The sequence below is a fragment of the Pseudomonas sp. DCA-1 genome, assembly GCF_046523955.1.
Lineage (GTDB): Bacteria > Pseudomonadota > Gammaproteobacteria > Pseudomonadales > Pseudomonadaceae > Aquipseudomonas > Aquipseudomonas putida_Y.
In genome coordinates this window covers 4,631,903-4,657,752 of record NZ_CP169881.1, presented here as the reverse complement: position 1 = coordinate 4,657,752, position 25,850 = coordinate 4,631,903, and the positions used below count along the sequence as shown (strand labels likewise).

Below are 25,850 nucleotides of genomic sequence, written 5' to 3'. Positions count from 1 at the left end.
GACGTATGCTGTTGGGCTCAATCTTCAGGAGAGCCTTTCGTGACTCACAGCAACCGCATGCTTCTTGGCGTAAACATCGACCACGTGGCGACCCTGCGCCAGGCCCGTGGCACGCGCTACCCTGACCCGGTCAAGGCAGCTCTGGACGCCGAGGAAGCAGGCGCCGATGGCATCACCGTGCACCTGCGTGAAGACCGCCGGCACATCCAGGAGCGTGATGTCATGCTGCTCAAGGATGTGCTGCAAACCCGCATGAACTTCGAGATGGGCGTCACCGAAGAGATGATGGCCTTTGCCGAGAAAATTCGCCCGGCGCACATCTGCCTGGTTCCCGAAACCCGTCAGGAGCTGACCACCGAAGGTGGCCTGGATGTGGCAGGGCAGGAAGCGCGGATCAAGGCTGCAGTGGAACGGCTGGCGCGTACCGGTGCCGAGGTGTCGCTGTTCATCGACGCCGACGAGCGGCAGATCGAGGCCTCGCGTCGGGTTGGCGCACCGGCCATCGAGCTTCACACCGGCCGTTATGCCGATGCAGAAACTCCCACCGAAGTGGCTGAAGAGCTCAAGCGCATCGTCGATGGTGTGGCGTTTGGCGTGGGGCAGGGGCTGATCGTCAATGCGGGTCACGGGCTGCACTACCACAACGTCGAGGCGGTGGCGGCGATCAAGGGTATCAATGAGCTGAACATTGGCCATGCACTGGTGGCGCATGCCCTGTTTGTCGGCTTCAAGGCTGCTGTGGCCGAGATGAAGGCGCTGATCGTGGCGGCTTCGCGCTGATTGTTGGCCGCCTGTACCGGCCTCTTCGCGGGCTTGCCCGCTCCCACAGGGGCTGCACAGCCTCAAGGCCTGCGGGGTATCTGTGGGAGCGGGCAAGCCCGCGAAGAGGCCGGTACAGGCGGCCGATCACTCGGCAGGAAACACCAAGGTAAACCGGGTAGGCCCCAGGGGGCAGCTGCTGACCTCGACCCGCCCGCCATGCAACTGCATGATCGACTTCACGATCGCCAGCCCCAGCCCGGTCCCGCCCTCCAGCCGCGAACGCCCCGAACCTACCCGGTAAAACCGCTCGAACAAGCGCGACTGTTGCTCTGCCGCCACACCCGGCCCCTGGTTCTCCACGGATAGCCGTACTTCGCTGCCCGAGCGTTCGATGCACAGAACTATGGGTTTACCCTCTGGACTGTGTCGTATGGCGTTGCTCAACAGGTTCGACAGTGCCCGCTGAAACATGAGCCGGTCTCCCTGCGCTGTTCCCCAGCCCTGAACGCTTATCTCAATCTCTTTCAGCTCGGCACTGTAGGCAAACAGCTCGACAACCCGCGCTGCCTCGTCGGCCAGCGCCAAAGGTTTCAATGCGATCTGCGTATGCGGCTGGCTGACCTGGGCAAGAAACAGCATGTCGTTGATGATACGGTTGAGCCGGGTCAGCTCTTCGACGCTGTCTTCCAGCACTTCCCGATAGTTGGCGTTGTCGCGCTCACGGGCCAGTGTCACCTGCGCCTTGCCCATCAGGTTGCCCAACGGTGTGCGCAGTTCATGGGCCAGGTCGTCAGAGAACTGCGACAGCTGCCTGACACCTTGGTCGAGTCGATCGAGCATCACGTTGATACTGCCGGCCAGGTCTGCCAGTTCCTGCGGCAGGGAGGTAGCGGGCAGGCGATGCTGCAGGTCCTGGGCCGACACCTGCCCGGCAATGCGCCGGAAGTGCCGCAACGGTTTCAGGCCGCGTTGCATCAGCCACCATGCCCCCGCACCAATCAAAACCAGTAGCAGTGGCAATGCGAGTAACGTGGAGTGCAGATAGGCCTGTAGCAGGGCGTTGTCGTCGGCGCGGTTGAGCGACATCATCACCTTGACGGGGGTGTTATCGCGCAGACGCATCAGCCGGGTAACGGTGAGAATCTGGTTACCGCCGCTGTCACGCCAGGTGTGAAAGGCCAGGCGCGCATCGGTGTGCAGTTCACCGACTCGTGACTCCAGGGCCGGGCCAAGGCTGAGCAGGTGGGGGTGGCGGCCGTCGAGGGCCAGTACACTGAGGCTCAGGTTGTCATGCCCCATCACCAGGTCCAGCAGTGGGTGGGCGCGGCTGCCCAAGTCCTCGCTGCGCAGGTCCACACGCAGGTTGTGCTCGACCTGAAGCATCTTGCGCGCCAAATCCTTGCGCGCGCGGCTGTCCAGTTCGTGATCCAGGGCAAACACGGCCAGGCAGGCCAGCAGCAGCACCAGTGCGGCGCCCATCAATGTCACGCTCAGGCCCAGGCGTAACGACAGGCTGGCGTTTTTCAAAGGCGAGCCTCAAGTACGTAGCCCACACCACGCAGGGTATGGATCAGCTTGTTGTCGAACGGGTCGTCGATCTTCGCCCGCAGGCGCCGGATCGAGACCTCGACCACGTTGGTGTCGCAGTCGAAGTTCATGTCCCACACCAGTGAGATGATCTGCGTGCGCGACAACACTTCGCCAGTCTGGCGCATTAGCAGGTGCAGCAGGGCGAACTCCTTGGCGGTCAGGTCGATGCGTTGCCCGGCGCGGTAGGCGCGGTGGCGGCCGGGGTCCAGCTCCAGGTCAGCGACGCGCAGGGTGCTGGGTTGCAGTTGCTGGTCGTTGCGGCGCAGCAGGCTGCGGATGCGCGCCAGTAGCTCAGGAAACTCAAAAGGTTTGAGCAGGTAGTCATCCGCGCCCAGGTCCAGGCCTCTTACCCGATCGGCCAAGCGACCGTGGGCGGTAAGCATCATGATGCGCGTGGCCGATTCGGCACGTAGCCGCTGCAGCACGGTCCAGCCATCGATTTCGGGCAAGTTGACGTCGAGGATGACAAGGTCATAGGCCTGTTGGCGGGCCAGGTGCAGGCCGTCGGTGCCTGTGCGGGCGCAGTCGACCACGTAACCGTTCTCGCGCAGGCCTTGTTGCAGGTAGTCGGCGGTACGCAGCTCGTCCTCGATGATCAGTAGGCGCATTGGGGGCTCGGTGTGTTGAAAGGGGGCGATTCTTGACCCTGTAGTGACATCAGGGTCAAGGGCCCCATGTTACGGCATGAAAAAAGGCCAGCGTTGCAGATAACGAATTTGTAATTCTGCTGTTATCTGGCGGTCTGTTCGGGCCTCTTCGCGGATAAACCCTTTCCTGTAGGAGCGGGTTTACCCGCGAAGAGGCCCGAACAGTCCACACAAGGCCACATTGCAGGACTGTAATCCCCGCCTCACCTTGCCGTTAGCCAGCCCTCGCTAGGATGGCCGTGTCCGATCGGTTATTACGAGGCAAACACGATGAACCTGACCAAATACCTGCTGTTGGCCACCCTTGCCCTGGGCAGCGCCAGTGTTTATGCCGAGGGCGGTGCGGAGCGCTCCAGGCAGTTCTGGCAAGCCTTCCGCGAAGACCAGCAGCGACTGCATGGCGACAAGCAACAGGCTGTTGCCGAGCGCGAGCGCAAGGCGCAAGAGAAGGCGCGTGAGGTGGCCAAGGATTGAGGTAACGACACCTGCGCCGCGACGGCTCCTCGCCGCAGGTGTATTCAGGCGCCCCTGCGGGCGCCTTTTTTATTTGCGCGCCAGCAGGGTGGCGCGGCGTGGGGCTGGCAGGCCTTCGACGGTCTTGCTGTGGTCGTTCGGGTCGAGGAAGTCGCTCAGCGACTGGTAGCGCATCCACTCGGTGCTGCGCTGTTCCTCGACGCTGGTTACGCTCACGTCGACGCAGCGCACATCGCTGAAGCCGGCACGGCGCAGCCAGCGGGCCAGCGCCGGTACCGACGGCAGGTACCAGACATTGCGCATCTGTGCGTAGCGGTCCTCAGGCACCAGCACCTGGTTTTCATCGCCCTCGATAACCAGCGTTTCCAGCACCAGCTCGCCACCTTTGACCAGGCAGTCCTTGAGCGCCAGCAAGTGCTCGATGGGCGAGCGGCGGTGATAGAACACGCCCATGGAGAACACGGTATCGAAACCTTCCAGGTTGGCGGGCAGGTCTTCCAGGGCGAACGGCAGGTGCCAGGCCGGCAACTCCGGCAGGTATTGCTGCACGGCCTGGAACTGGCAGAAGAACAGCCAGTTGGGATCGACGCCAATTACCATGTCCGCGCCGGCACCGAGCATGCGCCACTGGTAGTAGCCATTGCCACAGCCCACGTCGAGTACGCGTTTGCCCTTGAGGTCCAGGTGCGGGCCGACCCGCGACCACTTCCAGTCCGAACGCCATTCGGTGTCAACGTGCACGCCAAACAGGTCGAACGGCCCTTTGCGCCAGGGCGACAGGCCCATCAGTGCCTGGCGCATCTGCGCACGGGTGGCGTCGTCGCAGTCGCAATCCAGGCGCAACCCGTTGACCAGGTCGATTTCACTGGGTTGCAGGGCGGGCAGGGCTTCCAGCGCCCCGCGCCAGCGGTCGAGGTCACCATGGCCCTTTTCCAGCTTGGCGTCCAGTTGCGCTTGCAGGCCTTGCGACCAGGAAGCCAGAGGCGTGCCCGCCAGGCGGCGGACGAGGGGAGACAGATCGATCATGGCAGGGCTATCAACGAGGCGAAGTTAAGGCATTGGAACCAAGGCACCACCTTCGAGAAACCGGCTGCGCGCAGGCGTTCCTGGTGGGCTTCGAGTGTGTCGGGTTTCATCACGTTCTCGATGGCGCTGCGCTTCTGGGCGATCTCCAGTTCGCTGTAGCCATTGGCCCGTTTGAAATCCAGGTGCAGCTCATTGAGCAGGTCCTGCTCTTGCTCATCGGCGAAGCGCAGCTTCTCCGAGAGAATCAGCGCGCCGCCGGGCAGCAGCGCCTGGCGGATTCGCCCGAGCAGTTCAAGGCGCTGGTCAGGGGCGATGAACTGCAGGGTGAAGTTCATCGCCACTACCGAGGCGGGCTCGAAGGGCAGGGCAAGGATATCGGCCTCCAGCACCTGCACCGGCAGCAACTCCTGGAACATCGAATCTTGTGCAGTGAGGTACTGGCGGCAGCGCTCGACCATGGCGGCGGAGTTATCCACCGCGATTACCCTGCAGCCGTCGCTGCGTACATGACGACGCAGCGACTGGGTAACGGCACCCAGCGATGCGCCCAGGTCGTACAGCGCGGTGCCTGGCTGGGCGAACCGAGCGGCCAGTACGCCGAGGTTCTCGACGATGGTTGGGTAACCGGGCACCGAGCGCTTGATCATGTCCGGGAACACACGCACGACGTCTTCGTTGAAGACGAAGTCGGGCACCTGCTCCAGGGGTTGGGAGAAAAGGCGGTCGGGTTGTTTGCTCACGGCGAATCCAGGCGGCTGGTGATAGGCAGGGGGCGCATTCTAGCCAAACCGCAGCCTGGATGCATGGTTGGCTGACCAGCGCTTTGCGTTCAATTGACCCGAATGGCGCAATCGAAGGTCTGCACCGGGCGCACTTCCGGGGCCCAGGGTTGCTGGTAGACCAATACCAAGTTCCCTTCGCCAGTCGCGCGGGCCTGGAAGCGCCAGGTCGACATGCCCGAACTGCCGACGATGCCGGTGTCTTCAGGCGCGCTGTAAACCTCGGGGCCAAGGCTTTGCAACACGTTGGGCGCCGGGTTCTGTACCAGCCAGCGGTAGCCGGTGGTGGGGTTGCTGGGCAAGGTAAGCGTGAGGCTCTGGCCGACCTGCAGGCGCTTGGGGCATTCGCTTTCGGCGTCCAGGTCAACGGGCTGCGACGGTTGTTGCGCGCAAGCAGAAAGCAGGGCAAAGCTCAGGGGAACGAGCAGACGAGGAGAGGTCATGGTGGCTCCGAAGGCTGGCGATGGCCTGAGGATAACCGATGATCGAGGAAATTTGTGTTGCCTGTGCCGGCCCTTTCGCGGGCAAGCCCACTCCTGCAAGGGTTCGCTATCCCTTCAGGAGCGGGCTTGCCCGCGAAGAGGCCGGTGCAGGCTAGAACAGCACTTTGGCCACGTCGGCAAAGCGCTTGGCGAAGTGAACTGTCAGGCCTTCACGCAGGTAGTCCGGCAGTTCTTCGAAGTCGCCGCGGTTAGGCTCCGGCAGGATCAGTTCGAAAATCTTCTGCCGCCGCGCCGCAATCACCTTCTCGCGCACGCCGCCAATCGGCAGTACCTGGCCAGTGAGGGTGAGCTCGCCAGTCATGGCGACACCTTTTTTGGCAGGCTGGTCGCGGGCCAGTGAAAGCAAAGCGCTGGCCATTGTGATGCCGGCACTCGGGCCGTCCTTGGGCGTGGCGCCTTCGGGTACGTGCAAGTGGATGAACGCTTCGTTGAAGAAACCTGTATCCCCGCCAAATTGCTTGAGGTTGGAACTGATATAGCTGTAGGCAATTTCGGCAGACTCCTTCATCACGTCACCCAGCTTGCCGGTCAGCTTGAAGCCGCGGTTGTGGGTGTGGATACGGGTTGCCTCGATCGGCAGCGTGGCACCGCCCATGCTGGTCCAGGCCAGGCCGGTGATCACGCCTTTGCCTGCCAGAACCTGTTCGCTGCGGAACACCGGCATGCCGAGAGCGGTTTCCAGGTCTTTGGTACCGATCTTCAGCTTGGCTTCGGGGTTATCCAGCAGCTTGACCACAGCCTTGCGCACCAGTTTGCCCAGTTGCTTCTCCAACTGGCGCACGCCGGCTTCGCGGGCATAGCCGTCGATCACCAGGCGCAGTGCGCTGTCGCTGATGCTGAGGCTGGTCTTGGAAACGCCGGCCTTTTCCAGCTGCTTGGGCCACAGGTGGCGCTTGGCGATGGTCAGTTTTTCTTCGGTGATATAGCCGGACAGGCGGATCACTTCCATGCGGTCGAGCAACGGCCCGGGTATTGAATCAAGGGTGTTGGCAGTGCACACGAACAGCACCTTGGACAAGTCCAGGCGCAGGTCGAGGTAGTGGTCGAGGAAGTCGACGTTCTGCTCGGGGTCGAGGGTTTCCAGCAACGCTGATGCCGGGTCACCTTGGTAGCTCTGGCCCATCTTGTCGATTTCGTCGAGCATGATCACCGGGTTCATCACTTCGACATCTTTCAGGGCCTGCACCAGCTTGCCGGGCTGGGCGCCGATGTAGGTGCGGCGGTGGCCCTTGATCTCGGCTTCGTCACGCATGCCGCCGACGCTGAAGCGGTAGAACGGCCGGCCGAGCGATTCGGCGATGGACTTGCCGATGCTGGTCTTGCCCACCCCGGGCGGGCCCACCAACAGCACGATCGAGCCGCTGATCTCGCCTTTCCAGGCGCCCACGGCGAGGAACTCGAGGATGCGCTCCTTGATGTCGTCGAGGCCGGAGTGATACTGGTCGAGGACTTTGCGCGCATGCTTGAGGTCAAGCTTGTCTTTGCCGTACACGCCCCACGGCAGGGCGGTGGCCCATTCCAGATAATTGCGGGTGACGGCGTACTCGGGCGAGCCGGTTTCCAGAATGGCCAGTTTGCCCATCTCTTCATCGATGCGCTTGCGTGCCTGCGGTGGCAGGGTCTTGCCTTCCAGGCGCTGTTCGAACTGTTCGAGATCGGCGCTGCGGTCGTCCTTGGTCAGCCCCAGCTCCTGCTGGATGACCTTGAGTTGTTCCTTCAGGAAGAATTCGCGCTGGTGCTCGCCGATCTGCCGGTTGACCTCGGCCGAGATCTCGTTCTGCAAGCGCGCGACTTCCACCTCTTTGCGCAGCATTGGCAGTACCTTTTCCATGCGTTTGAGCATGGGGACGCAGTCGAGCACTTCCTGCAACTGGTTGCCGGTGGCCGAGGTGAGCGCGGCGGCGAAGTCGGTGAGCGGCGAAGGGTCGTTGGGGCTGAAGCGGTTGAGGTAGTTCTTCAGCTCTTCGCTGTACAGCGGGTTGAGCGGCAGCAGCTCTTTGATCGCGTTGATCAGTGCCATGCCGTAGGCTTTGACCTCGTCGGTCGGCTCGGCGGGCTGGCGCGGGTATTCGACTTCGACCAGGTAGGGCGGGCGGTGGTGCTTGAGCCAGTTGCGGATACGCACCCGGGACAGGCCCTGGGCGACGAACTGCAATTTGCCGTTTTCGCGGCTGGCATGGTGCACCTTGACCAGCGTGCCGTACTGCGGCAATGCCGAGGTGTCGAAGTGGCGGTGGTCTTCTGGCGGGGTGTCCATGAAGAACAGCGCCAGGCAGTGGTCCGGTGACTTGGCCACCAGGTCGAGCGTTTCGGCCCAGGGTTCTTCATTGACGATGACCGGCAGTACCTGGGCCGGGAAGAACGGGCGGTTGTGGATCGGGATGACGTAGACCTTGTCCGGCAGCTGCTGACCGGGCAGGGCGAGGGCGTGGCCGGCTTCGGCCTGGAGGGTGTGTTCGACTTCGCTGTGTTCGTCAGGGTGTTCGGGGAAATCCTGCTGGTCGCTCATGGGGCACCTGCGTGAATGACTATGGTGCTTAGATGGGGCGGGGAGGGATGGGTTTCAATGGTTCGGGCGCAGCCTTGTGTCGCGATTGGGCTGCGCAGCAGCCTCAGAATCCATCCAGCATTCTAGATCGTTGGGGCAGCTGCGCGACCCAATCGCGACACAAGGCCGCTCCCACAGGGTTGAGCCTGCGGGAGCGGTGTAGCTTACTCAGCTAATTTGTAAGCGATGATGTAATCGCCCATCTTGGTGCCCAGCGAGCCATGGCCGCCGGCAGTCACCAGCACGTACTGCTTGCCGTCCTTGCCGGTGTAGCTCATCGGCGTAGCCTGGCCACCCGCTGGCAGGCGCGCTTTCCACAACTCCTTGCCGTTGTTCACGTCATAGGCGCGCAGGTACTGGTCGAGCGTGCCGCTAAGGAAGCCGACGCCACCGGCGGTAACGATCGAGCCGCCCATGCTCGGCACGCCAACCGGCAGGCCGATCGGTAGCGGGGTGCTGTCGCGGGTGGTGCCGTTCTTGTGTTTCCACACCACCTTGTTGGTGAACAGGTCGATGGCGGCGACGTAACCCCAGGCGGGGGCCTGGCACGGTACGCCGAGCGGCGACATGAACGGGTGCATGGTCACGGCATACGGTGCGCCGGTGTTCGGCTGCACGCCGCTGGTCTCGCTTTCACGCTTGCTGCCTTCGGCAACCTGCTCACGCGGGACCATCTTCGACACGAAGGCCATGTAGTTGGGCGAGGTGAACAGCAGCTGGCGCACCGGGTCGACCGACACGCTGCCCCAGTTGAATACACCGACGTTGCCGGGGTAGACCAACGAGCCTTGCTCGGATGGCGGGGTGTACTGGCCTTCGTAGCGCAGCTCGCGGAACTGGATGCGGCACAGCATCTGGTCGAAAGGCGTGGCGCCCCACATGGCCTGTTCGGTCAGCTCTGGGCCGAGCAGGTTGAGGTCTGAGCGGGCCTGGGTTGGCGAGGTGTGGTCGCCTTCCACTGCACCTTGTGGGGTGGGGATCTCGCGGATCGGCACGATTGGCGTACCGTCGCGGCGGTCGAGCACGTACAGGCTGCCTTGCTTGGTCGGTACGATGATCGCCGGTTTCACGCCATCGTCGGTTTTCAGGTGGACCAGGGTCGGCTGGCTGCCGACGTCCATGTCCCACAGGTCGTGATGGGTGAACTGGTAGTTCCAGCGTGCCTTGCCGGTGGCCAGGTCAAGGGCGACCACGCCGGCGCTGTACTTCTCGGCGCCTGGGGTGCGGTCGGCGCCCCACTGGTCCGGGGTCTGGTTGCCCAGCGGCAGGTAGATCATGCCAAGGTCTTCGTCGACGCTGGCGATCGACCACATGTTGGCCGAGTTGCGGCTGTACATTTTGCCGGCAGCCAATGGCTTGGTGTCGTCCGGGTTGTTGCTGTCCCAGTTCCACACCAGGTGGCCGTCGTGCACGTCGTAGGCGCGGATCACCCCGGACGGCTCATTGGTCGACTCGTTATCGGTGACGTGGCCACCGATGATCACCAGGTCACGGGTAATCGCAGCAGGCGAGGTGGAGTAATAGCCGCCGGCGGTGAACGGGCCAATGCCGGTGGTGAGGTCGATCACGCCCTGGTTGGCGAAGCCTTCGCAGACCTTGCCGTTGTCGGCGTTGATGGCGATCAGGCGGGCATCCGCGGTAGGCAGGTAGAGGCGACGCGGGCAGGCTTGGGCCACGGCTTGGCCTGCGTCGGTAATTTTCGGCGCCGGGCTGCCGTCGCGGCTGACGTAGCGGTTTTCGTCATAGTACGAGACGCCACGGCACGTCATGTGGGCAAAGCCCTTGAAGGTGCCGGTCGGGCTCTTGACCTGCGGGTCGTAGCGCCAGATTTCCGCGCCAGTGTCCGGGTCCAGCGCCAGCAGGCGGCTGTGCGCGGTGCAGGCGTACAGCATGCCGTTGACCTTCAGCGGGGTGTTCTGGTTGGTCAACTCCACCGGGTCGTTTTCGGTTGGCAGATCACCGGTGCGAATGCGCCAGGCTTCTTCCAGGCGGTAGGCGTTCTGCGGGGTGATCTGGCGCAGCGGCGAGTAGCGGTCGCCATGCTCGGTACGGCCGTAGGCCTGCCATTCGCCGTCGGGCATGGCCGGGGCGGCGCTGGCCATTTCGCTGCTGTCGCGGCCCAGTTCGCCGAACACTTCACCGGGGTGGGTAAACTGGCTGCCCAGCGCGCAAGCGCCCGAAGCGACCACTGCCACGCCGAGCAGTGCAGTATTGGCTTTGCTGGCCGGGCCGATCAGCGGGCGACGCGCCCACGGTAGCAGCAGCACTACGCCGATGGCGAACCAGATGGCCAGCCGCGGCACCAGTTGCCACCAGTCCAGGCCTACTTCGAGCAGGGCCCAAACGGTGCTCCCCAGCAGCACCAGGCCATACAGGCCCAGGGCGATCCGGCGTTGGGCCAGCAGCAGGATGCCCGAAAGGGCAAAGCCGATACCGGCGATCAGATAGTACAGCGATCCGCCTAGCTGGCTCAGCTTGATACCGCCGGCCAGCAGGGCCAGGCCCATCAGCAACAGCAGCGCGCCAACCAGGCGCGGTAGCCAGCGGCTTCCTTGGTTCGCACCTTCAGTGCTCATCGTAGGTTCTCCGTCAGGTCAAAAAAGGGGTTAGAAACTGCTCTGGATCTTCAGGCCGCCGATCAGGGCGCCATCGACCTGCGACACCCCGCCCGGGTGGCGGATGTATTGCAGGTTGGGGCGTACCGTGAGCCAGTCGGCCAAATGGATGCCGTAGTACAGCTCGGCGCTGTACTCGGTGTCCTGCACTGGCAGGAAGCCTGGGTTGTCGTAGTCGTAGAGGCCGGCGGCCTGGTTGACCAGGCGGGCGTTCTTGCGATAGGCAGGGTTGACGTGCACGCGGGCCAGGGCGAAACCGATGTCGTCCTTGGCGCGGGCATTGAAGGGCCCTTTGTATACCAGTCCTGCCTGCACATAGTTGTCGATGGCATTGGTCTTCTTGTCATGCACCGTGGCGTTGGCGAACACGCTCAAGCCGCGCGACTGGTCGGACGCCAGCGAGGTGACCTGCTGCTGGGCGCCAATCCACAAGCCGTGCTTGCTCGAGCTGCTGCGGTAGGCGGCGCCGCTGAGGGCGGCCGGCTGACCGTTGCTGTCCTTGAGAACATCTTGTGCCTTGGCATTACTGTAGTAGTAGCCGGCACGATATTCCCCTTTCAAACCTTGGATACGTGGGGTCCATACCAGTTCGAACGGCATTACCGCACCTTGGGTGCCGCTGCCGCTGAGCTTGAAACCATTGCCAGATTCGAGGTTGGAAGGGTTCTGCTCGAAGACGCCGACCTGTGCGTACAGCTCAGGGGTAAGGTTGTAGCGCACGCGCAGGGCCCACTGGCTGACTGGCCAGTTGTACCAGATGCCACCCACCCAGTTGCCCACCTGCGAGCCGCAGAAGGCCAGGTTCTGGAAGTCGCAAGGGAAGCTGTTGAAGTCTTCGCCTTCACCGAAGCGGCCGAATTTCACATCCAGCGCACCATCGAAGTACTTCTGCTTGATCCACATCTGCGTCAGCCGCCAGGTTTCGCCTCGGCCCCAGACTTCCTGGGCGGAGGTGAAGCCGCCGACACGCGGGTCGTTGATGCGGTCGTTGCTGATGTTGTCGCCGTGGCGCTCGGTGATGGTCAGCTGGAGTTCGGTGTCGTGCCAGCCGAGGATCTTGTCCAGGTCCAGGTGGCTGCCAAAGGTGAACTGGTCGCTGTAGCGCGCGGTGCGGTCGTGGTCGTAGCCGCCGTGCAGGTTGCTGCCCATCTCGCCGGTGTAGCCAAGGGTGAAGTCGTAGCCTTTTTCCAGCAGTTCGCTGCGGGTTCCGCCCCAGTCGCCGAGCATCCACGGAGAGTCGCTAGCGAACATTTCGCTGGCGCTGGCGGGGGTTGCCAAGGCACTGAGGGCGAGGCCGATGTAACAGGTTTTAGGCAGTTGGAGCATGAGATAGCGCTATCTTTTGATTATTGAAAAAACGGCAAGCGCATCGAAGGGCGGGCCCCTCAATGGATATGGCGACAAGAGTGTTCGATGAAGCGTTTCAGCTTGCGGCGGGGAGGATATAGGGGAAGCTGTAAGAAAAAAAGACAAATTGTCGCAGATGATTGTTGCTGAACGGGCAACAGTCGAGGTCGGTAGGGGAGTGGGCAGCCGGTGAACCCGCAACAGAGATCGCATAAGGGCTGACAGGTGTTGGCCACAAGATTTGCAGCGCCTGGGGGATCGAGCGCCGCCCGCGCGGCGCGCATCGCGAGCTGGCGCTCGCTCCTACGTTTGTTTCGGGCCAATCATTCCTGTGGGATATGCACGCGAACGCTTTGGCGCATGGCTCGATATCGCGTCGTACGAACAAGGCGGTCGCGCGCGCCTGGCACAGGCGTTACTGGCCCGAAACAAACGTAGGAGCGAGCGCCAGCTCGCGATGCGCGCCGCGCGGGCGGCGCTCGATCTCACAGGCGCTGAAGATGCTGTGACGAGCACCTGGCAACCCTGATGCAATTGCCAGAAACCATAGAATCTCCCACACCCATCTTCGTCGCGTCTGGTTCAGAAGGTCGTACGCAACCCCACTTCCACACTGCGCCCCGGCGCCGGCGCGATATCGCGCAGGATCGAACTGGCATAGCGCACGGTCTGGTCGGTCAGGTTTTCGCCGCGCACAAACGCCAGCCACTGGCTCTGGCCAACGTCGAAGCGGTAGCCAACGCTGGCCCCCAGCGTGGTGTAGCCATCGGTGCTGGTTTCGTTGGCGGGTTTGCGGTGCTGCGATGCTGCATGTTGCACATCTACTCGCGCCTGCCAGCGGTCCAGCTCCCAGACCAGGCCGCTGTTCAGGCGCAGCGGCGCGATACGGGGCAGTGGCTCGCCACTGTCGAGGTTCTTGGCCCGGGTATAGTCACCGGACAACTCCAGTGCGAAGCTGCCGTAACGGTTTTCGGCCAGTTGCCAGCGGTCCTGGGCCTCGATGCCGTAGAAGCGCGCCCGCACGCCTTGGTACTGGTATTCCGGGAAGCCCTCATGGTCATGATCGTGATCGTGGTCATCCTCGTCATGGTCATGCCCGCCCTCGCGGGTGTTGCCGGTACCGATCAGGCCGATGTAGTTGCGGAAGTGGTTGTAGAACACCCCGACACTGCCTTTATGGGTGCCATTGTCGAAGCGTAGCGCCAGGTCGGCGGAAATGGCCTTTTCCTTGTTCAAACTGGCGTCGCCGACTTCAAAGGCGCCGGTGGCCACGTGCGCGCCATTGGCGTACAGCTCGTAAAAGGTCGGGGCACGCTCGGTGTAGCCGAGGTTGGCCGCCAGCGACCAGATGGGGTCGAGCTGGTACACCGCGCCTGAAGACAGGCTGAAGGCGTTGAAGCTGCTGGCGCTGTCGGCGTCGACGAAGTTCTCGTTGCCTTTGGCGTCAGGATCTACGCGGGTGTGCTCCATGCGCGCACCCAGGCTCAGGTTCAGGCGCTCGCTGGCTTGCCACTGCTCGAGCATGAACAGTGCCACGCTGTCGGTATCGGTATGCGGGACGAAGGCTTCCTCGCCGAGGGCCGAAAACTCGTTACGGCTGACTTGGGCCCCAATGATCCCTTCCACTGGTCCGAGCGGTTGGTGGCGGGCTTCAATACGCGCTTCGTAGCCTTTGTTCTTGAAGGTGGTATGAACTTCGCCTTCTTCGATTTCTTTGTGCTCGTAGTCGGTGTAACCGGCATCTACCTTGACTGAGCTGAACGGGCCGTCGAGGTCGCGCAATTCGGTGGCGAAGGCGTAGTGGTCCTGTTTCATGTCCAGGCGCACGCCGGACTCGGCCACCGAGCCATAGTTGCTGTCGTAGCCGCTGTACGAGAGGCCGGCGTAGCCGTGGTCCCAGTGGTAGGCACCACCGATTGCGCCGCCGTCCTGGCGACCGTCGCTGTTTTCCAGGCGGTGTTTGCTGCCGGGCTCGTCGGCATCGCGCACTTTGGCGCTGCGGGCGTAGCCAGGGATGCGCAGATCGTTGAACTGGCGGCTGTTGGCATCCAGGTGCAGGGCGAAGGCACCGTTACCGGCCTCCAGCTTGCCGGCACTGCTGCGGGTGGTGTCGGCGCCGCCGTAACGCAGTTCACCGGCACCGTGGATGCCCTCGATGGGCGAGTCCGGGATGCGGTTGTCGAAGGTGTTGACCACGCCGCCGATGGCGTTACCGCCATACAGCAAGGCGGCCGGGCCACGGACGATTTCGACGCGATCGACCGTCACCGGGTCCAGGGGCACGGCGTGGTCATAGGACAGCGACGAGGCATCCAGGGCGCCGACGCCATTGCGCAGGATGCGGATGCGGTCGCCATCCAGGCCGCGGATCACCGGGCGGCTGGCGCCAGGGCCAAACCAGGTAGAAGCGACGCCGGGCTGCTTGTTCAGGGTTTCACCCAGGCTGCCGTGCTGTTGTTGCAGCAGATTCTCGCCATCTAGCACGGTGCTGGGAGCGGCCAGTTGGCGGTTACCCAACGGGTTGGCGGTGATGACCTGTGGTTCGAGTTCTACGGCCTGGCTGGGGGATGCAGCCAGCCAGAGTGCGACGGCAAGGGGGGAGAGGCGAAGCGGTGTGTACAGCATGGGGATGGGGCGTTCCTTGGCAGATGCTTTGTAGTGTTACAACATAACATAACTATTCCATCACAGAGGTTTTGCCTCTGACCAGCGATTTTTCTGTCGACTCGACTGATCCCTCCCACCACTACACTCGTGTAAGGTGCGCATCTTTCCTACGGAGCACAGCATGAGCACGGCCCAACACAACGCGCTGCACGGCAAGACCCTTGAACAGATCCTCACCGAGCTGGTGGCGCATTACCAATGGCCTGGCCTGGCCGAGCGTATCGATGTGCGCTGCTTCAAGAGCAACCCGACCATCAAGTCGAGCCTGACGTTCCTGCGCAAAACACCATGGGCGCGGGAAAAGGTCGAACAGTTGTACGTGAAGCTGCAGCGCCAGGCCTGACATGTCGCGTGGCCCTTGGCTGACCGGTATGGCTGTGCTGGGCTGGTTCGGCCTGGCCGTGCAGGTGAACCTGGTGCTGCTGGCGCGTTGGCAGGAACAGGCCAGCCTGATTGGCGGCCTGATCAATGTGTTCGGCTACTTCACCGTGCTGACCAATACCCTGGTGGCGACGGTGCTCAGCTATGCCGCGTTCGGTCGGGAAGGTCGTGGCAAACGCTTTTTCCTGTCGCCTTCAGTCAGCACTGCTGTGGCCGCCAGTATCGTACTGGTGGCGCTGGCCTACAGCGTGCTGCTGCGTCATTTGTGGCAACCACAGGGTTGGCAATGGCTGGCGGACGAGTTGCTGCACGACGTAATGCCGGTGCTGTATGCCTTGTACTGGTGGTGCGAGGTGCCCAAGGGCAGTTTGCGGCTATGGCATTTGCTGGTGTGGGCGGTGTACCCGGCGGTCTACTTTGGTTATGCGCTGTGGCGGGGGAGCGAGATTGGCGTGTATGCCTACCCGTTTATCGATGTGGCGAGCCTGGGGTATGGGCAGGTGATGCTCAATGCCCTCGGGGTGCTGGCGGGTTTTTGGGGGATAGGGCTGGTGTTGCTTGGGCTGGATCGGTGGCGGGGGCTGCACAGGCTGGCTTGACCTGTGCCGGCCTCTTCGCGGGCAAGCCCGCTCCCGCAGAGAAATCACAAGCCCAGGGGCTGTGGTATTCGCTGTGGAAGCGGGAGACACGCGGCCTGGGTGTCAGCAGCAGGGCACAAGATTTCTGAAATCCCCAAATTGCCTGGGCCGCGATGGCGTCTTAGTGCTTCTTCCCTTGCATGCTCGAAACCCATTGCTCGCTGCGACTATGCCCACTGGTCCTCAACACGCCCAGGTCCAGCGCATTTTCGCCATCCGCCGCCATTTTGCTTTTGGCTATCTCGGCGATTGCCGTGCCCAGGTCCACCGGTGAGTTCGACGCATCCAGCGACAGGTCTCGGCGATAGTCATTACCGCTCAGCGTTTCCTGGGTGACCAAGTTGGCGTCGAGCCTCACGTCGCCCTTGGCCGACTGCAAGCGTGCCCCCACCAGATGAGCGTTGCCACCGACCTGCAGGTCGATGCCGTCGCTGCTTTTCAGCGTGGTCTGACGCGCCACGTTGTCGCGCTGTGCATGCGACACGTCGAGGCTGACGGTTGGCGAGAACCCTGGGTCTGCCTTGCTCAGGGCCGAACCGGCCGTTTTCTCGACCTTGCCTCCCAGCGGGCCAGCCACCGATTTGGCCGCGTTGACATAGCCCTGCGGGTTTTTCTCCTGGCTCAGCCTGACATCGCCCTTCACGCTCAGGGTGTCGACGCTGTCCTTGAGGCTGGCGATGCGCAGGTCACCGTCGATTGTGCCGCCAATATGCCCTGCATCCAGGGTGGCACTCTCGATGCGGGTATCACCACGGCTTTGCAGGTCGATGCGCTCGGCGCGCAGGTCACTGGTATTCCAGGTGAGGTTGTCGCGCTTGTCGAGCTCAACCTTGAGCCGGCCATGCAAGCCGCGGGTGTCCAACGCGCCCTTGGCCATGTTGAAACCGGCGCCGGCCGAAATGTCGAGGTTGTTGCGTCGCTCCTGACTGGAAGAGGCTTCAACCAGCATGCCGCCATTCGAGGCGTCGAGGGTTATCTGTTCGGCCGAGGCCTGCAGGCCTTGCAGGTGCAGGGCGATGTCCTCGCGGGCGCTGCTGCTCAGGGTCAGTGTGCCGTTGCTGGCAAACTGGGCATCGACCGCCTGCCGTGCTTGTTCGTCTTGCTTGCCGTGGCTGAAGTGGCCGCCGATGGCTCCCCCCTTGGTCTGGCCAGCCTTGGCCGCCAGCTCCATGCCTCCACCCAGGTTGCTGCCTGCGGCTTGCTGGGTATTGCTGGCCGCCTTGACCTGCAACTGGCCGCCACTTTGCACCTGTATGTCGCCGGCCTTGGCCTCGCGGCTACCAATGCGCGTGCCTTCGAGCAACAGGTCGCCTGTGCTGGTCAGCTTTACCTCGCCCTTGGCGTCGATTTGTGCCACTTGTGCCTTGCCCTGCGTGCTCAGCTTTTGGCCATGGTCCAGATACCCCCGGCCATCGACACCGGTGCTGCCCGGGCGGTTGCCGACTTTGGCCCAGGCATTGCCATCGAGCTGGCGTGACTGTTGTTCGGCCTGGTCGGTCGCCTGGGGTAAGGCCAGCGACCCGGCACTGTGCATGACCACGCTGCCTTCACCGCCATCGATGCGGGCCCCTTCGTAGCGGCCATCGCTGCCCAGCTGTACCTGGATACCCTGTTGCCCGTAAAGGCTGCCGGGTACGGCGGTACTGGCAATATCCTTTTTATCCAGCGAACCCCCTTTGCCGGCGGCACGTACATTCAGGTCCTCGCCGGTGCTGGTGTCCAGGCGCGCGTCGCCACCATAGGCCAGGCGTTGAACGGTGGATTCCTGGGTGTTTTGGGCGGCGTTCATCTGGTGCTGCTGCGCCTCGATCTTCAGCGAGCCGGCATTGGCCCGCCAGGCTGTGCCCTGGTCGGCCAGTGTGTCAGCCTTGACCTCGACCTTTGCTGCGGACAACTCACTGACCTGAGCAATGCCACGGCGCTGGTTTTCCAGGCGCTTGAGGTGTTCAACCGTCATGTCGGCCCCCACGCTGGGCGGCGCCATGGCGTCTTCGGGCGAAGCTTGCTGGAAGCGCGGGGCTTCCTCACCCAGCACCAGGCGCTCGATAGGGCGGGTCAGGTCGCGGTATTCGATGCTGGCGCCCAGGCTACCCGACCAGTCGTCACGGCTTTGTTCATGTTCATGGGTATCCTGCACCGCACGGTTGTCGATGCGTTCGGCGTTCACCTGCAGGGTGTTGCCGGCCTCGACGTGCGCGGCCTCGGTGAGCAGTGCATCACTGCGCAATTTCAGATCGCCGCTGGCCTGCAACGCGCTGCGCTGCACCTTGCTTTCGCGTTCGGCTTGCACCCCGCGGTTGTGATGGCCTTCGAACAAACTGCCCAGGCGGTCGATGCCACCGGTTACCGTCAGCCCGCCACCACTTTCGGTGGTGCTGGTGGCTGTGTCACGGTCATTGCGGGTCGCCCCCAGTGTCACTTCCCGCGCCTGCACATCGAGGTCGCCGGCAGTGGCCTGGGCCTTGCTGCCGTTGACCTGCAGGTGCGCGCCGCTGCTCATGCCCACCGAGGCGCCTTTGAGCTCACTGGCAACCTGGGTGGTCGCGCGCTGCTTGGCGGTGGTGGTAACGACCTCATAGGCCACGCCAGCCGCGTACTGGCGGGACTCCGGCTTGCCATCCTCGGCTTCCTGGGTCTGTCTGGCGCTGGCCGTGAAACCGCGTTGTTGGTCGCGGGTTTCGCGTTCATCGACCGATTGCGCACTGCCAATCAGCAGGTCGCCTTTGGCTTCGACTTGCAGATGCTTGCCTGCTTCGACCTTGGCGCCCTGGATGCGCATCTCTTCGGCGCTGGCCAGGCGCAGGTTGCTGGTCGAGCTGACGTCGCTGACCAGTACCTGCTGTTTGCGGTCCGTGCTTTCGTGCTTGCTGCCGATCAGGCCGAACAGCTTACTGTCGCTGGTGCGCTGGGTGGAGGTCGTGCTGCCATGGTCTGCCTCGATGGCCAGCGAACCGTTATCGCTGTAGAGCACCGCGTCCTGTTTGCCGAACACGGTGCTGCCTTTGATGGCAACCTGGTCGGCTCTCACTGTGAGCTCGCCATCGCTGGTTACCGTGCTGCCCGCGACGACCTGGCCCTTGGTGTCGTTACCTTTTCTATCGCCAAAGAATGTACCGGATACCAGGTCGCCTCGGTAGTCGCGTTGGGTGCCGTGTTCCTGCAAGGTGGTGGTGCCGATGTCTGCCTGTTTTGCCTGGATAGCCAGATCGCCGCGGCTGTGCAGGCTGCTGCCCTGCACGTTGAGGTTGTCGCTTGCCTTTATCGACATGTGCCCGGCGCTCAGGGTACTGCCCTTTGCGGTTTCCTTGAGCTGGTTGCTATCGCTATCACCGCGCCATAGGTCCTTGCGATGACGCACCTGCTTTTCGATGCGTTTGCTGTCTATGCCGGCGATGATGTCCAGGCCGGCACCGCTGTCGAGCGTCAGCTCGTTACCGGCGTCCAGCTTCGCTGCGGTCATGCGCATGTCGTCGCCGGACTGCAACAGCACGCTGTCGGTGCCCAGCAATTGACTGCCCTGTTGCTGCTGGTGGGTGGTGGTGGTTTTGCTGTTGTAGGTTTCGCGGGTGACGAACCAGAACTTCTTGTTCCAGCTGTCACTGTCGTGCTTGATGTGCTCGATTGTCTTGGCGTCCAGTGTGAGCTTCTTGCCCGCCCGTGCTTCGATTCGCTGGGCCTGGCCGTCGACCGTTTCAAGCATCAGGTCATCGGCAGCGGTGAGTTTCAGTACGCCGCGCTCGCTGCGCAGCTCGGTCGGGCGGTCGGCTCTGCCACTGACATGCAGGCCCCCAGCCGAGCTGATGTCGACCCCCTCGGCGCCCAGAATCTGCGAGGCCCCCACACGCACACCCGCGCCTTCGGCAGTACTTACCACACGGATACGCCCGGCGCGCATGGCGCCGAACAGGCTGGCGTCAATGCTCGAAGAGGGGCTGGGCAGGTGTTCGACCACCTCGCCGTTGCGGCTGTCGATACGGTTGCGACCGACGGTGATGTCGAGCGTTTCGCGGGCCATGAGCAGGCCTTTGCTGTCTACGCGCGGTGCGATCAGTTCGAGCGCGCCACCGGCATTGTCCTGACCACGCTCCAGTACCTGCAGGGTGCCGCTGGCAGTGAGCGTATCGAGGTACCTGAGCTGCTGCTCCTCGAATTGCGGGGTGCCCACCACGAAGCCCGCGCGGGTGGTGTTGATGAAACTGCCGCCGTTGAGGGTGATGCCATTGGGGTTGGCCAGGATGTAGTCGGCCGGGCGCCCGAAGATTTCCTGTGGCCCCTCGATCAGCGAGGCGTTGCGGCTGACCACTTCGTTAAGAATGGTCGAGGCGGCCTGGCCCTGAAACTGCGGGTTGGCCGCCAGGGCACCGGCCAGTTGCGATTGCCCGGCTGCGGTGGCGTTGTTCAGCACCAGGCCTGGGGTGCCAACGTTGTAGTCGATGAACTGGTTATGTGACAGCCCCCTGGCGTTGGGCGGCACGATGTCGATGACCGGTACCCCGTGGCCGTTGTGGATGACCGGGGTACCCCCGGGGCCGCTGGCTGCTTCCAGCCCGGTCTGAGCCAGTGCGGCGCTGGGCCCGAACACAGCGAAGAAGATTGCCCAGCGCAAGGTATCCGGGCGAACAGGCGGTAACTGCGAGAGTGTTTGCATTTTCTCGTTCTCTTTGTTGTGGGTGAATCAGATGTTCAGGGTCCAGTCCAGTACCCAGAAGCCGGGCTCCAGCCGCGGGCGGGGCAGGTCGCTGGTGTACAGGGCGCGTTGGTAGTCCAGGCGCAGGCGGCTGCCGGGCAGGCTCAGTTCCAACCCTGCGGCGGCCCCGGCCAGGCGCTGCGACGGTTTGCCTTCGGCGGTACGAACCCAGCCCTGGTCCAGGCCGATGTAGGGGCGTATCTCGAAGGGGTGGGCCCAGGTCAGTGGCAGCGCTTGGCTGAACGTATTGCGCCAGACAGCGCTGCTGGCACCGGAGTAAGTGCGCAGACGAAAGCCGCGTACAGCCGAATCGTCGCTGACCAGCAGTTGTTCGACGGCAGGCAACGGGTCGCGGCTGTACTGCAGGGCCAACTCGCTCTGCCAGCGCCAAGGGTTGGGTGCCGGGCCCTGACGCAGGTGCAGCAGGTTGGCGCGGTATTTGCGAAAGTCCGGGCGCAGGCGTTGAGCACCCAACGGCGAACGGTCGGCACCCAATGTGTCAATGCCTTGGGCAACGCCGAAGTAGCCGTTCCACAAGCCACTTTCGAGCCACAGCAGGTTGATGCCGGCCTCTACCGTGGTCAGCGTCGGGCTCTGCTGGACGATAACCGCGCCAGCGGTGCGGTTGACCAGTTGTTTGCGGTCCAGTCGGGCGCTGGCGCTGAGCATGCCTTGCTGGTTGCGCCACAATACCCGCTCGATACTCAGGCCCTGATAGCTGCTGCTGCCGTCGGCAGCCTTGTCGCTGTAGGGGAGGGGGGCTTGATAACTTAGCTGGCTGGCGCTGAGGGCAAAGGTCCAGGCGCCGTAGGGGATGCTGTAGTACAGCGATATGCCTTGGCTTTGGCCGGGCGTATCGAGCACCGTGCTGGTCAACGACAGGCGTAGCTCATCATTGAGGCCAAGCGGGCTGTCCAGGCCAACGCCGAGGGAGATGCGGTGGCGGCCGGTCAGCTCGCTGCCACGGTTGTCGAAGCGGCTGTCCAGGTGCCAGCGTGAACCAACCTTGCCTGGCTGCACGACCACGCGGGTGCCGCCCTGCAGTTCGCCGGGCAGCAAGGTGGCGCCCAGTTCATAGGCGCGTAGGCGGTTGAGCTGGTCCAGGCCTTGCTCAAGCTCGGGCAGGTACAGTGGCTGCCCAAGCAGGCCTGGGAAGGCATTGGAGAGAGACAGGGGCAGGTCGGGGCCTGCCAGTTCGATGGTTTCGACAAAGCCTTCGACAATGACGATGTCCAACGGCATGCCCTCTGCTGGGGGCTGCCGCAGGTAGGGGCGGCTGGTTGGGTAGCCGGCTTGTACATAACGTTGGGTGATGGCTTTGAGCAGCCGGTTGATGTCGGCGATGCCCATGCAGGCAGGTGTGAAAGCACGGAGGGTCGGCGCCAGTGCCGAGTTCGAAAGCCGGTGCATGCCCGCCACGCGCACGCCATCGACTGCCCAGCAGCGATCGTCGTGCGCGTGGCGGGAAGTGGTGGTGTTGGTCGGTTCAACCGGGGCGGGTATACGCTGCCAGCGTTCCAGCCGCTGCTGTTGCTCCAGCTGCCGCAGCCCCTGCTGTTGATCGCGCAGCTGCTGGCTGGCAGGGTCGTCGGCCAGCACCTGGGGAATGGACAGCAAGCCAGAAAGGCAACCGGCCGACAGCCAATGGGCAATGCGGTGAATCAGGCACGGCATTGAAGCACCCCGCAAATGATGTACGGTTTTCGTACTCGTCTGCGTGGATGCTAAAAATTAAGTCACTCGCCTGGATGCAGTACCCTGCCTAAGCACCTGTAAGGCAGGTTCTCGCAAAACGGTGGGAAGGTTCCTACAACCGTTACCGGAAGGCCCTATATCAAGGCCGGATCTCGATCAGCGTTCCATCCCGTACCAAGTCCCACACTTCCTGCATGTCGCGGTTGCGCATGGCAATGCACCCATCCGTCCAGTCCAGGGTATGGAAGTACCATTCCGGGTACTCATCGTTGATCGGCGTGCCGTGAATCATGATCATGCTGCCGGCATTCACCCCTGCCCGGGTCGCGCGGGCGGCATCGCTGATGTTCGGGTAATTGATGTGCATCGCCAGGTTGAAGCGGTCGCTTTGCTTGCGCCAGTCCAGCCAGTACAAGCCCTCAGGGGTTTTCTTGTCGCCTTCGCGTTCCTTGGCGCCCTTGGGCTGCTTGCCCAGCGAGATGCGGTAGGTTTTCAGCGGCTCGCCACGGCTGATCAGCTGCAAGCGGCGCTCGGACTTGATCACCAGCACCTTGTCGATCAACGGTTGCATGGCTTGCTGCGAAGGCGATGGGGTTTGCGCTGCCGGCGCGGGCTTGCGGATGATGGTTTCGGTGAAGGCCGCCTGGGACACCGAGGTAACGCAAAGGCAGAAAAGGGCAAGCAACCAGCGCATGTAACAGTATCCCTGAAGGCTTTTAGGTGTGTGGCGAAACGTTCATCGGCGGCAGGTATTCATGGCCTATGGGGTAGTGCTGGCCGATGCGGTCGCGATAGTAGCATTCTAGTGTGCGAGTGACGGTGCGGAAAGCCAGCTCGTCCCACGGTATCTCATGTTCTTCGAACAGGCGCACCTCCAGGCTTTCGATCCCGACGGCAAAGTCCAGGTCCGCCAACTCGGCGCGGAAGAACACATGCACCTGGCTGATGTGTGGTAGATCGAACAGCTGGTACAGGGACGTCGGCCCGACCCGGGCGCAGGCTTCCTCGACGGTTTCGCGACGTGCGGCCTGGTCGAGGGTTTCGCCGTTTTCCATGAAACCGGCGGGCAGGGTCCAGAAGCCCCGGCGCGGTTCGATGGCGCGGCGGCACAGCAACACCTGGCTGCCCCAGGTTGGCAGCACGCCGGCCACGATGTTGGGGTTCTGGTAGTGGATGGTCTGGCAAGAGCCGCAGACGTACCGCAGGCGGCTGTCGCCCTCGGGGATCTGCTGAGTGACCGGTTGGCCGCACGCGCTGCAGAATTTCATGTGTGGTTCCTTATGTTCAAGGCTATCTTGGCGCGGCCACCGTGCCGCCGCAAGCGCTGGGGCTTGGGTGCTTCACGGCTTTGGTGCATCATGCAACACAGGACCTGGATACGAGCGTGCGCAATGCTGGACGAGCTACTTCGCCGAATGAGCAACCACCAACCCGCATCACTGGAAACCGACAGACGGTTCCCCGAAGCGGCGGTCCTCTTGCCCATTACCCGCAGCGAAGCGCCCGAACTGGTCTTGACCCTGCGCGCCAAGGGGCTGTCTACCCACGGTGGTGAAGTGGCCTTTCCCGGTGGCCGTCGGGACCCTGAAGACCCGGACCTGGTATTTACTGCCCTGCGCGAGGCTGAAGAAGAAATCGGCCTGCCTCCTGGCCTGGTGGAGGTGATTGGCCCGCTCAGCCCGCTGATTTCGCTACATGGCCTGAAAGTGACGCCATTCGTCGGGCTTATTCCCGACTTCGTCGAATATCGCGCCAATGATGCCGAGATTGCGGCAGTGTTCACCGTGCCGCTGGAGTTTTTCCGCCAGGACCCGCGCGACCATACCCACCGTATCGATTACCAGGGCCGTAGCTGGTTCGTGCCAAGCTATCGTTATGGCGAATACAAGATCTGGGGGTTGTCGGCGATCATGATCGTCGAGCTGGTCAACCTGCTGTTCGATGCCGGTATCAGCCTGCATCAGCCGCCGGAGCGTTACATCGAAAATTGAGCGGGGCCTACCCCGCCGTCTGCGTCGCAGCCTGAGGAACAAGCATGAAATATCGCCTGGGCGACCTGCGGGTCGAGAGCCACCCCACCAGTTGGACCGCACCCAACGCCACGCTCATTGGCAGCGTGCGCCTGCAAGCCAATGCCAGTGTGTGGTTTGGCGCGGTGTTGCGCGGGGATAACGAGCTGATCGATATCGGCGAAGGCAGCAACGTGCAGGATGGCACGGTGATGCACACTGACATGGGCTCGCCCCTGACGTTGGGCAAGGGCGTAACCGTCGGCCACAACGCCATGTTGCATGGCTGCACGGTGGGCGACTTCAGCCTGGTCGGTATCAACGCCGTAATCCTCAATGGTGCGCGCATCGGCAAACACTGCATCATCGGCGCCAACGCACTGATTGCCGAGGGCAAGGAAATCCCGGATGGTTCGCTGGTGATGGGCTCGCCGGGCAAGGTGGTACGCGAACTGACCGAGCAGCAGAAGCGCATGCTTGAAGCCAGTGCCGCACATTACGTGCACAATGCCCAGCGCTATGCGCGGGATCTGGTGGTTGATGATGAGTGAAGTGGTCGAGCGGCCGGTGGCTTCGCCGTGTGTGAGTATTTGTGCGCTGGACGAGCAGGATATCTGCACCGGCTGCCAGCGTACCGTGGCGGAGATTGGTCGCTGGGGGCGGATGGACAATGATGAGCGTCGGGCGGTGCTCAAGCGTTGCCATGAACGGGCGGTAGAAGCCGGCCTCATCTTGCAGGCCTGACGCGAACCTGTGGGGGCGGGCGTGCCGGCGAACACCGGCGAAGCCGGTGCCATGCACCGCAGTGGCAGCTTCGCGGGCATGCCCGCTCCCACAGGTACAGCGTCAGCCTTTCGGGCCTCACAACATCTGTGGGAGCGGGTTTACCCGCGAACGGCCCAGCGGTAATCTGTGCGGCTTGCCCACAGACTGCCCGCCATGTTCTATCTGATTGCCTACATCAGCAGCGTAGTGCTGATCAACTACGCCTTCTCAAGTGCCCCGCACCTGGACATCATCTGGTCCGCCTGGGGCGGCCTGGTGTTTATCCTGCGTGACATGGTGCAGACCCGCTTCGGTCATGGCGCCCTGTTCGCCATGCTGGTGGCTCTGGTGCTGTCCTATGTCACGTCGGAGCCTGCGATCGCGCTGGCCAGCGCCAGCGCATTTTTCATCTCCGAGCTGATCGACTGGCTGGTGTTCAGCATCACCCGTCGGCCCCTGCGCGACCGCCTGTGGCTCAGCTCGGCGTTGAGCATCCCGGTGGATACCTTCATTTTCTTCGGCATGATCGGCGCTCTGACCCCGGCAGTGATCGGCACCGCGATGGCCTCGAAGTTCGCCGGTGTAACGGCGGTGTGGCTGGCCATGGCATTTCGCGCACGGCGGGCCGCCGTCGCCGGTTGATGGTGTAGAATAGCGGTCCTTTTTCAGCGGGTGGCGCCTAGTCTGGCGCGGCCCCGGATGCCTTCGAGGACCTGA

21 protein-coding genes are annotated in these 25,850 nt (G+C 63.1%); 8 read left to right on the top strand and 13 right to left on the bottom strand.

The window, feature by feature from the left end; all coding sequences use genetic code 11:
* The first annotated feature begins 57 nt into the window (after window positions 1-57).
* Window positions 58-780, top strand: coding sequence for a pyridoxine 5'-phosphate synthase (gene pdxJ, locus ACE4QZ_RS21975; protein WP_265413591.1), 723 nt, complete (start codon window positions 58-60; stop codon window positions 778-780).
* A gap of 126 nt (window positions 781-906) precedes the next feature.
* On the opposite strand, the gene ACE4QZ_RS21970 is transcribed toward pdxJ, so the two are convergent.
* Both ACE4QZ_RS21970 and ACE4QZ_RS21965 read right to left on the bottom strand, forming a co-directional pair.
* The gene (locus ACE4QZ_RS21970; protein WP_410480176.1) at window positions 907-2,289 is read right to left on the bottom strand and encodes a heavy metal sensor histidine kinase; all 1,383 of its coding nucleotides are present in this window, start codon (window positions 2,287-2,289) and stop codon (window positions 907-909) included.
* Window positions 2,286-2,960, bottom strand: a complete 675-nt coding sequence (locus ACE4QZ_RS21965) for a heavy metal response regulator transcription factor (protein WP_021785733.1) — start codon at window positions 2,958-2,960, stop codon at window positions 2,286-2,288. Before ACE4QZ_RS21965 ends, ACE4QZ_RS21970 begins: the two co-directional genes overlap by 4 nt.
* Window positions 2,961-3,269: 309 nt before the next feature.
* Here ACE4QZ_RS21965 and ACE4QZ_RS21960 point away from each other — a divergent pair, with 309 nt between their 5' ends.
* Window positions 3,270-3,473: a hypothetical protein gene (locus ACE4QZ_RS21960; RefSeq protein WP_009684756.1), complete on the top strand. Its 204-nt coding sequence runs from the start codon at window positions 3,270-3,272 to the stop codon at window positions 3,471-3,473.
* Window positions 3,474-3,542: 69 nt separating this feature from the next.
* On the opposite strand, the gene cmoB is transcribed toward ACE4QZ_RS21960, so the two are convergent.
* The 7 genes from cmoB to ACE4QZ_RS21925 all read right to left on the bottom strand — a co-directional run bounded on the left by cmoB (window position 3,543) and on the right by ACE4QZ_RS21925 (window position 14,916).
* A complete protein-coding gene (gene cmoB, locus ACE4QZ_RS21955; RefSeq protein WP_084850807.1) occupies window positions 3,543-4,499 on the bottom strand; it encodes a tRNA 5-methoxyuridine(34)/uridine 5-oxyacetic acid(34) synthase CmoB in 957 nt (318 codons plus the stop codon).
* Window positions 4,496-5,239, bottom strand: coding sequence for a carboxy-S-adenosyl-L-methionine synthase CmoA (cmoA, locus tag ACE4QZ_RS21950; protein WP_084850806.1), 744 nt, complete (start codon window positions 5,237-5,239; stop codon window positions 4,496-4,498). Before cmoA ends, cmoB begins: the two co-directional genes overlap by 4 nt.
* Before the next feature lie 89 nt (window positions 5,240-5,328).
* Window positions 5,329-5,721, bottom strand: coding sequence for a protease inhibitor I42 family protein (locus ACE4QZ_RS21945; RefSeq protein WP_410480175.1), 393 nt, complete (start codon window positions 5,719-5,721; stop codon window positions 5,329-5,331).
* 151 nt (window positions 5,722-5,872) lie between these two features.
* A complete protein-coding gene (gene lon, locus ACE4QZ_RS21940) occupies window positions 5,873-8,290 on the bottom strand; it encodes an endopeptidase La (RefSeq protein WP_410480174.1) in 2,418 nt (805 codons plus the stop codon).
* 203 nt (window positions 8,291-8,493) lie between these two features.
* Window positions 8,494-10,905, bottom strand: coding sequence for a glucose/quinate/shikimate family membrane-bound PQQ-dependent dehydrogenase (locus ACE4QZ_RS21935; RefSeq protein ID WP_021785727.1), 2,412 nt, complete (start codon window positions 10,903-10,905; stop codon window positions 8,494-8,496).
* Between the two features lie 30 nt (window positions 10,906-10,935).
* Window positions 10,936-12,270, bottom strand: a complete 1,335-nt coding sequence (locus ACE4QZ_RS21930; protein WP_103443789.1) for a carbohydrate porin — start codon at window positions 12,268-12,270, stop codon at window positions 10,936-10,938.
* A 603-nt stretch (window positions 12,271-12,873) separates the two neighbouring features.
* Entirely contained in the window at window positions 12,874-14,916 is a 2,043-nt protein-coding gene (locus tag ACE4QZ_RS21925) for a TonB-dependent receptor (protein ID WP_103443790.1), read from the bottom strand.
* 163 nt (window positions 14,917-15,079) lie between these two features.
* On the opposite strand from ACE4QZ_RS21925, the gene ACE4QZ_RS21920 reads away from it, so the two are divergent.
* Both ACE4QZ_RS21920 and ACE4QZ_RS21915 read left to right on the top strand, forming a co-directional pair.
* A complete protein-coding gene (locus ACE4QZ_RS21920) occupies window positions 15,080-15,301 on the top strand; it encodes a VF530 family DNA-binding protein (RefSeq protein ID WP_021785724.1) in 222 nt (73 codons plus the stop codon).
* Window position 15,302: 1 nt separating this feature from the next.
* Window positions 15,303-15,938: a Pr6Pr family membrane protein gene (locus ACE4QZ_RS21915; protein ID WP_410480173.1), complete on the top strand. Its 636-nt coding sequence runs from the start codon at window positions 15,303-15,305 to the stop codon at window positions 15,936-15,938.
* Between the two features lie 160 nt (window positions 15,939-16,098).
* Here the strand turns inward: ACE4QZ_RS21915 and ACE4QZ_RS21910 are convergent, their stop codons facing one another.
* The 4 genes from ACE4QZ_RS21910 to ACE4QZ_RS21895 form a co-directional block, all read right to left on the bottom strand.
* Complete coding sequence (locus ACE4QZ_RS21910; RefSeq protein WP_103443791.1) at window positions 16,099-20,625, bottom strand: hemagglutinin repeat-containing protein; 4,527 nt, start codon at window positions 20,623-20,625, stop codon at window positions 16,099-16,101.
* A 27-nt stretch (window positions 20,626-20,652) separates the two neighbouring features.
* Window positions 20,653-22,338, bottom strand: a complete 1,686-nt coding sequence (locus tag ACE4QZ_RS21905; protein WP_103443792.1) for a ShlB/FhaC/HecB family hemolysin secretion/activation protein — start codon at window positions 22,336-22,338, stop codon at window positions 20,653-20,655.
* Window positions 22,339-22,498: 160 nt separating this feature from the next.
* A complete protein-coding gene (locus ACE4QZ_RS21900) occupies window positions 22,499-23,053 on the bottom strand; it encodes a murein L,D-transpeptidase family protein (protein WP_010952551.1) in 555 nt (184 codons plus the stop codon).
* A gap of 22 nt (window positions 23,054-23,075) precedes the next feature.
* Window positions 23,076-23,627 carry an NUDIX hydrolase gene (locus tag ACE4QZ_RS21895; protein ID WP_103443793.1) on the bottom strand — a complete coding sequence of 184 codons (552 nt, stop codon included), beginning with the start codon at window positions 23,625-23,627 and terminating at the stop codon, window positions 23,076-23,078.
* Between the two features lie 123 nt (window positions 23,628-23,750).
* Here ACE4QZ_RS21895 and ACE4QZ_RS21890 point away from each other — a divergent pair, with 123 nt between their 5' ends.
* The 4 genes from ACE4QZ_RS21890 to ACE4QZ_RS21875 all read left to right on the top strand — a co-directional run bounded on the left by ACE4QZ_RS21890 (window position 23,751) and on the right by ACE4QZ_RS21875 (window position 25,775).
* The gene (locus ACE4QZ_RS21890) at window positions 23,751-24,350 is read left to right on the top strand and encodes a CoA pyrophosphatase (protein ID WP_021785718.1); all 600 of its coding nucleotides are present in this window, start codon (window positions 23,751-23,753) and stop codon (window positions 24,348-24,350) included.
* 44 nt (window positions 24,351-24,394) lie between these two features.
* Window positions 24,395-24,919, top strand: a complete 525-nt coding sequence (locus ACE4QZ_RS21885) for a gamma carbonic anhydrase family protein (protein ID WP_103443794.1) — start codon at window positions 24,395-24,397, stop codon at window positions 24,917-24,919.
* Between the two features lies 1 nt (window position 24,920).
* Window positions 24,921-25,112, top strand: coding sequence for a DUF1289 domain-containing protein (locus tag ACE4QZ_RS21880; protein WP_162149608.1), 192 nt, complete (start codon window positions 24,921-24,923; stop codon window positions 25,110-25,112).
* A gap of 195 nt (window positions 25,113-25,307) precedes the next feature.
* On the top strand, window positions 25,308-25,775 hold the full coding sequence (locus ACE4QZ_RS21875; RefSeq protein ID WP_021785715.1) for a VUT family protein: 468 nt from the start codon (window positions 25,308-25,310) through the stop codon (window positions 25,773-25,775).
* Window positions 25,776-25,850: the final 75 nt, after the last annotated feature.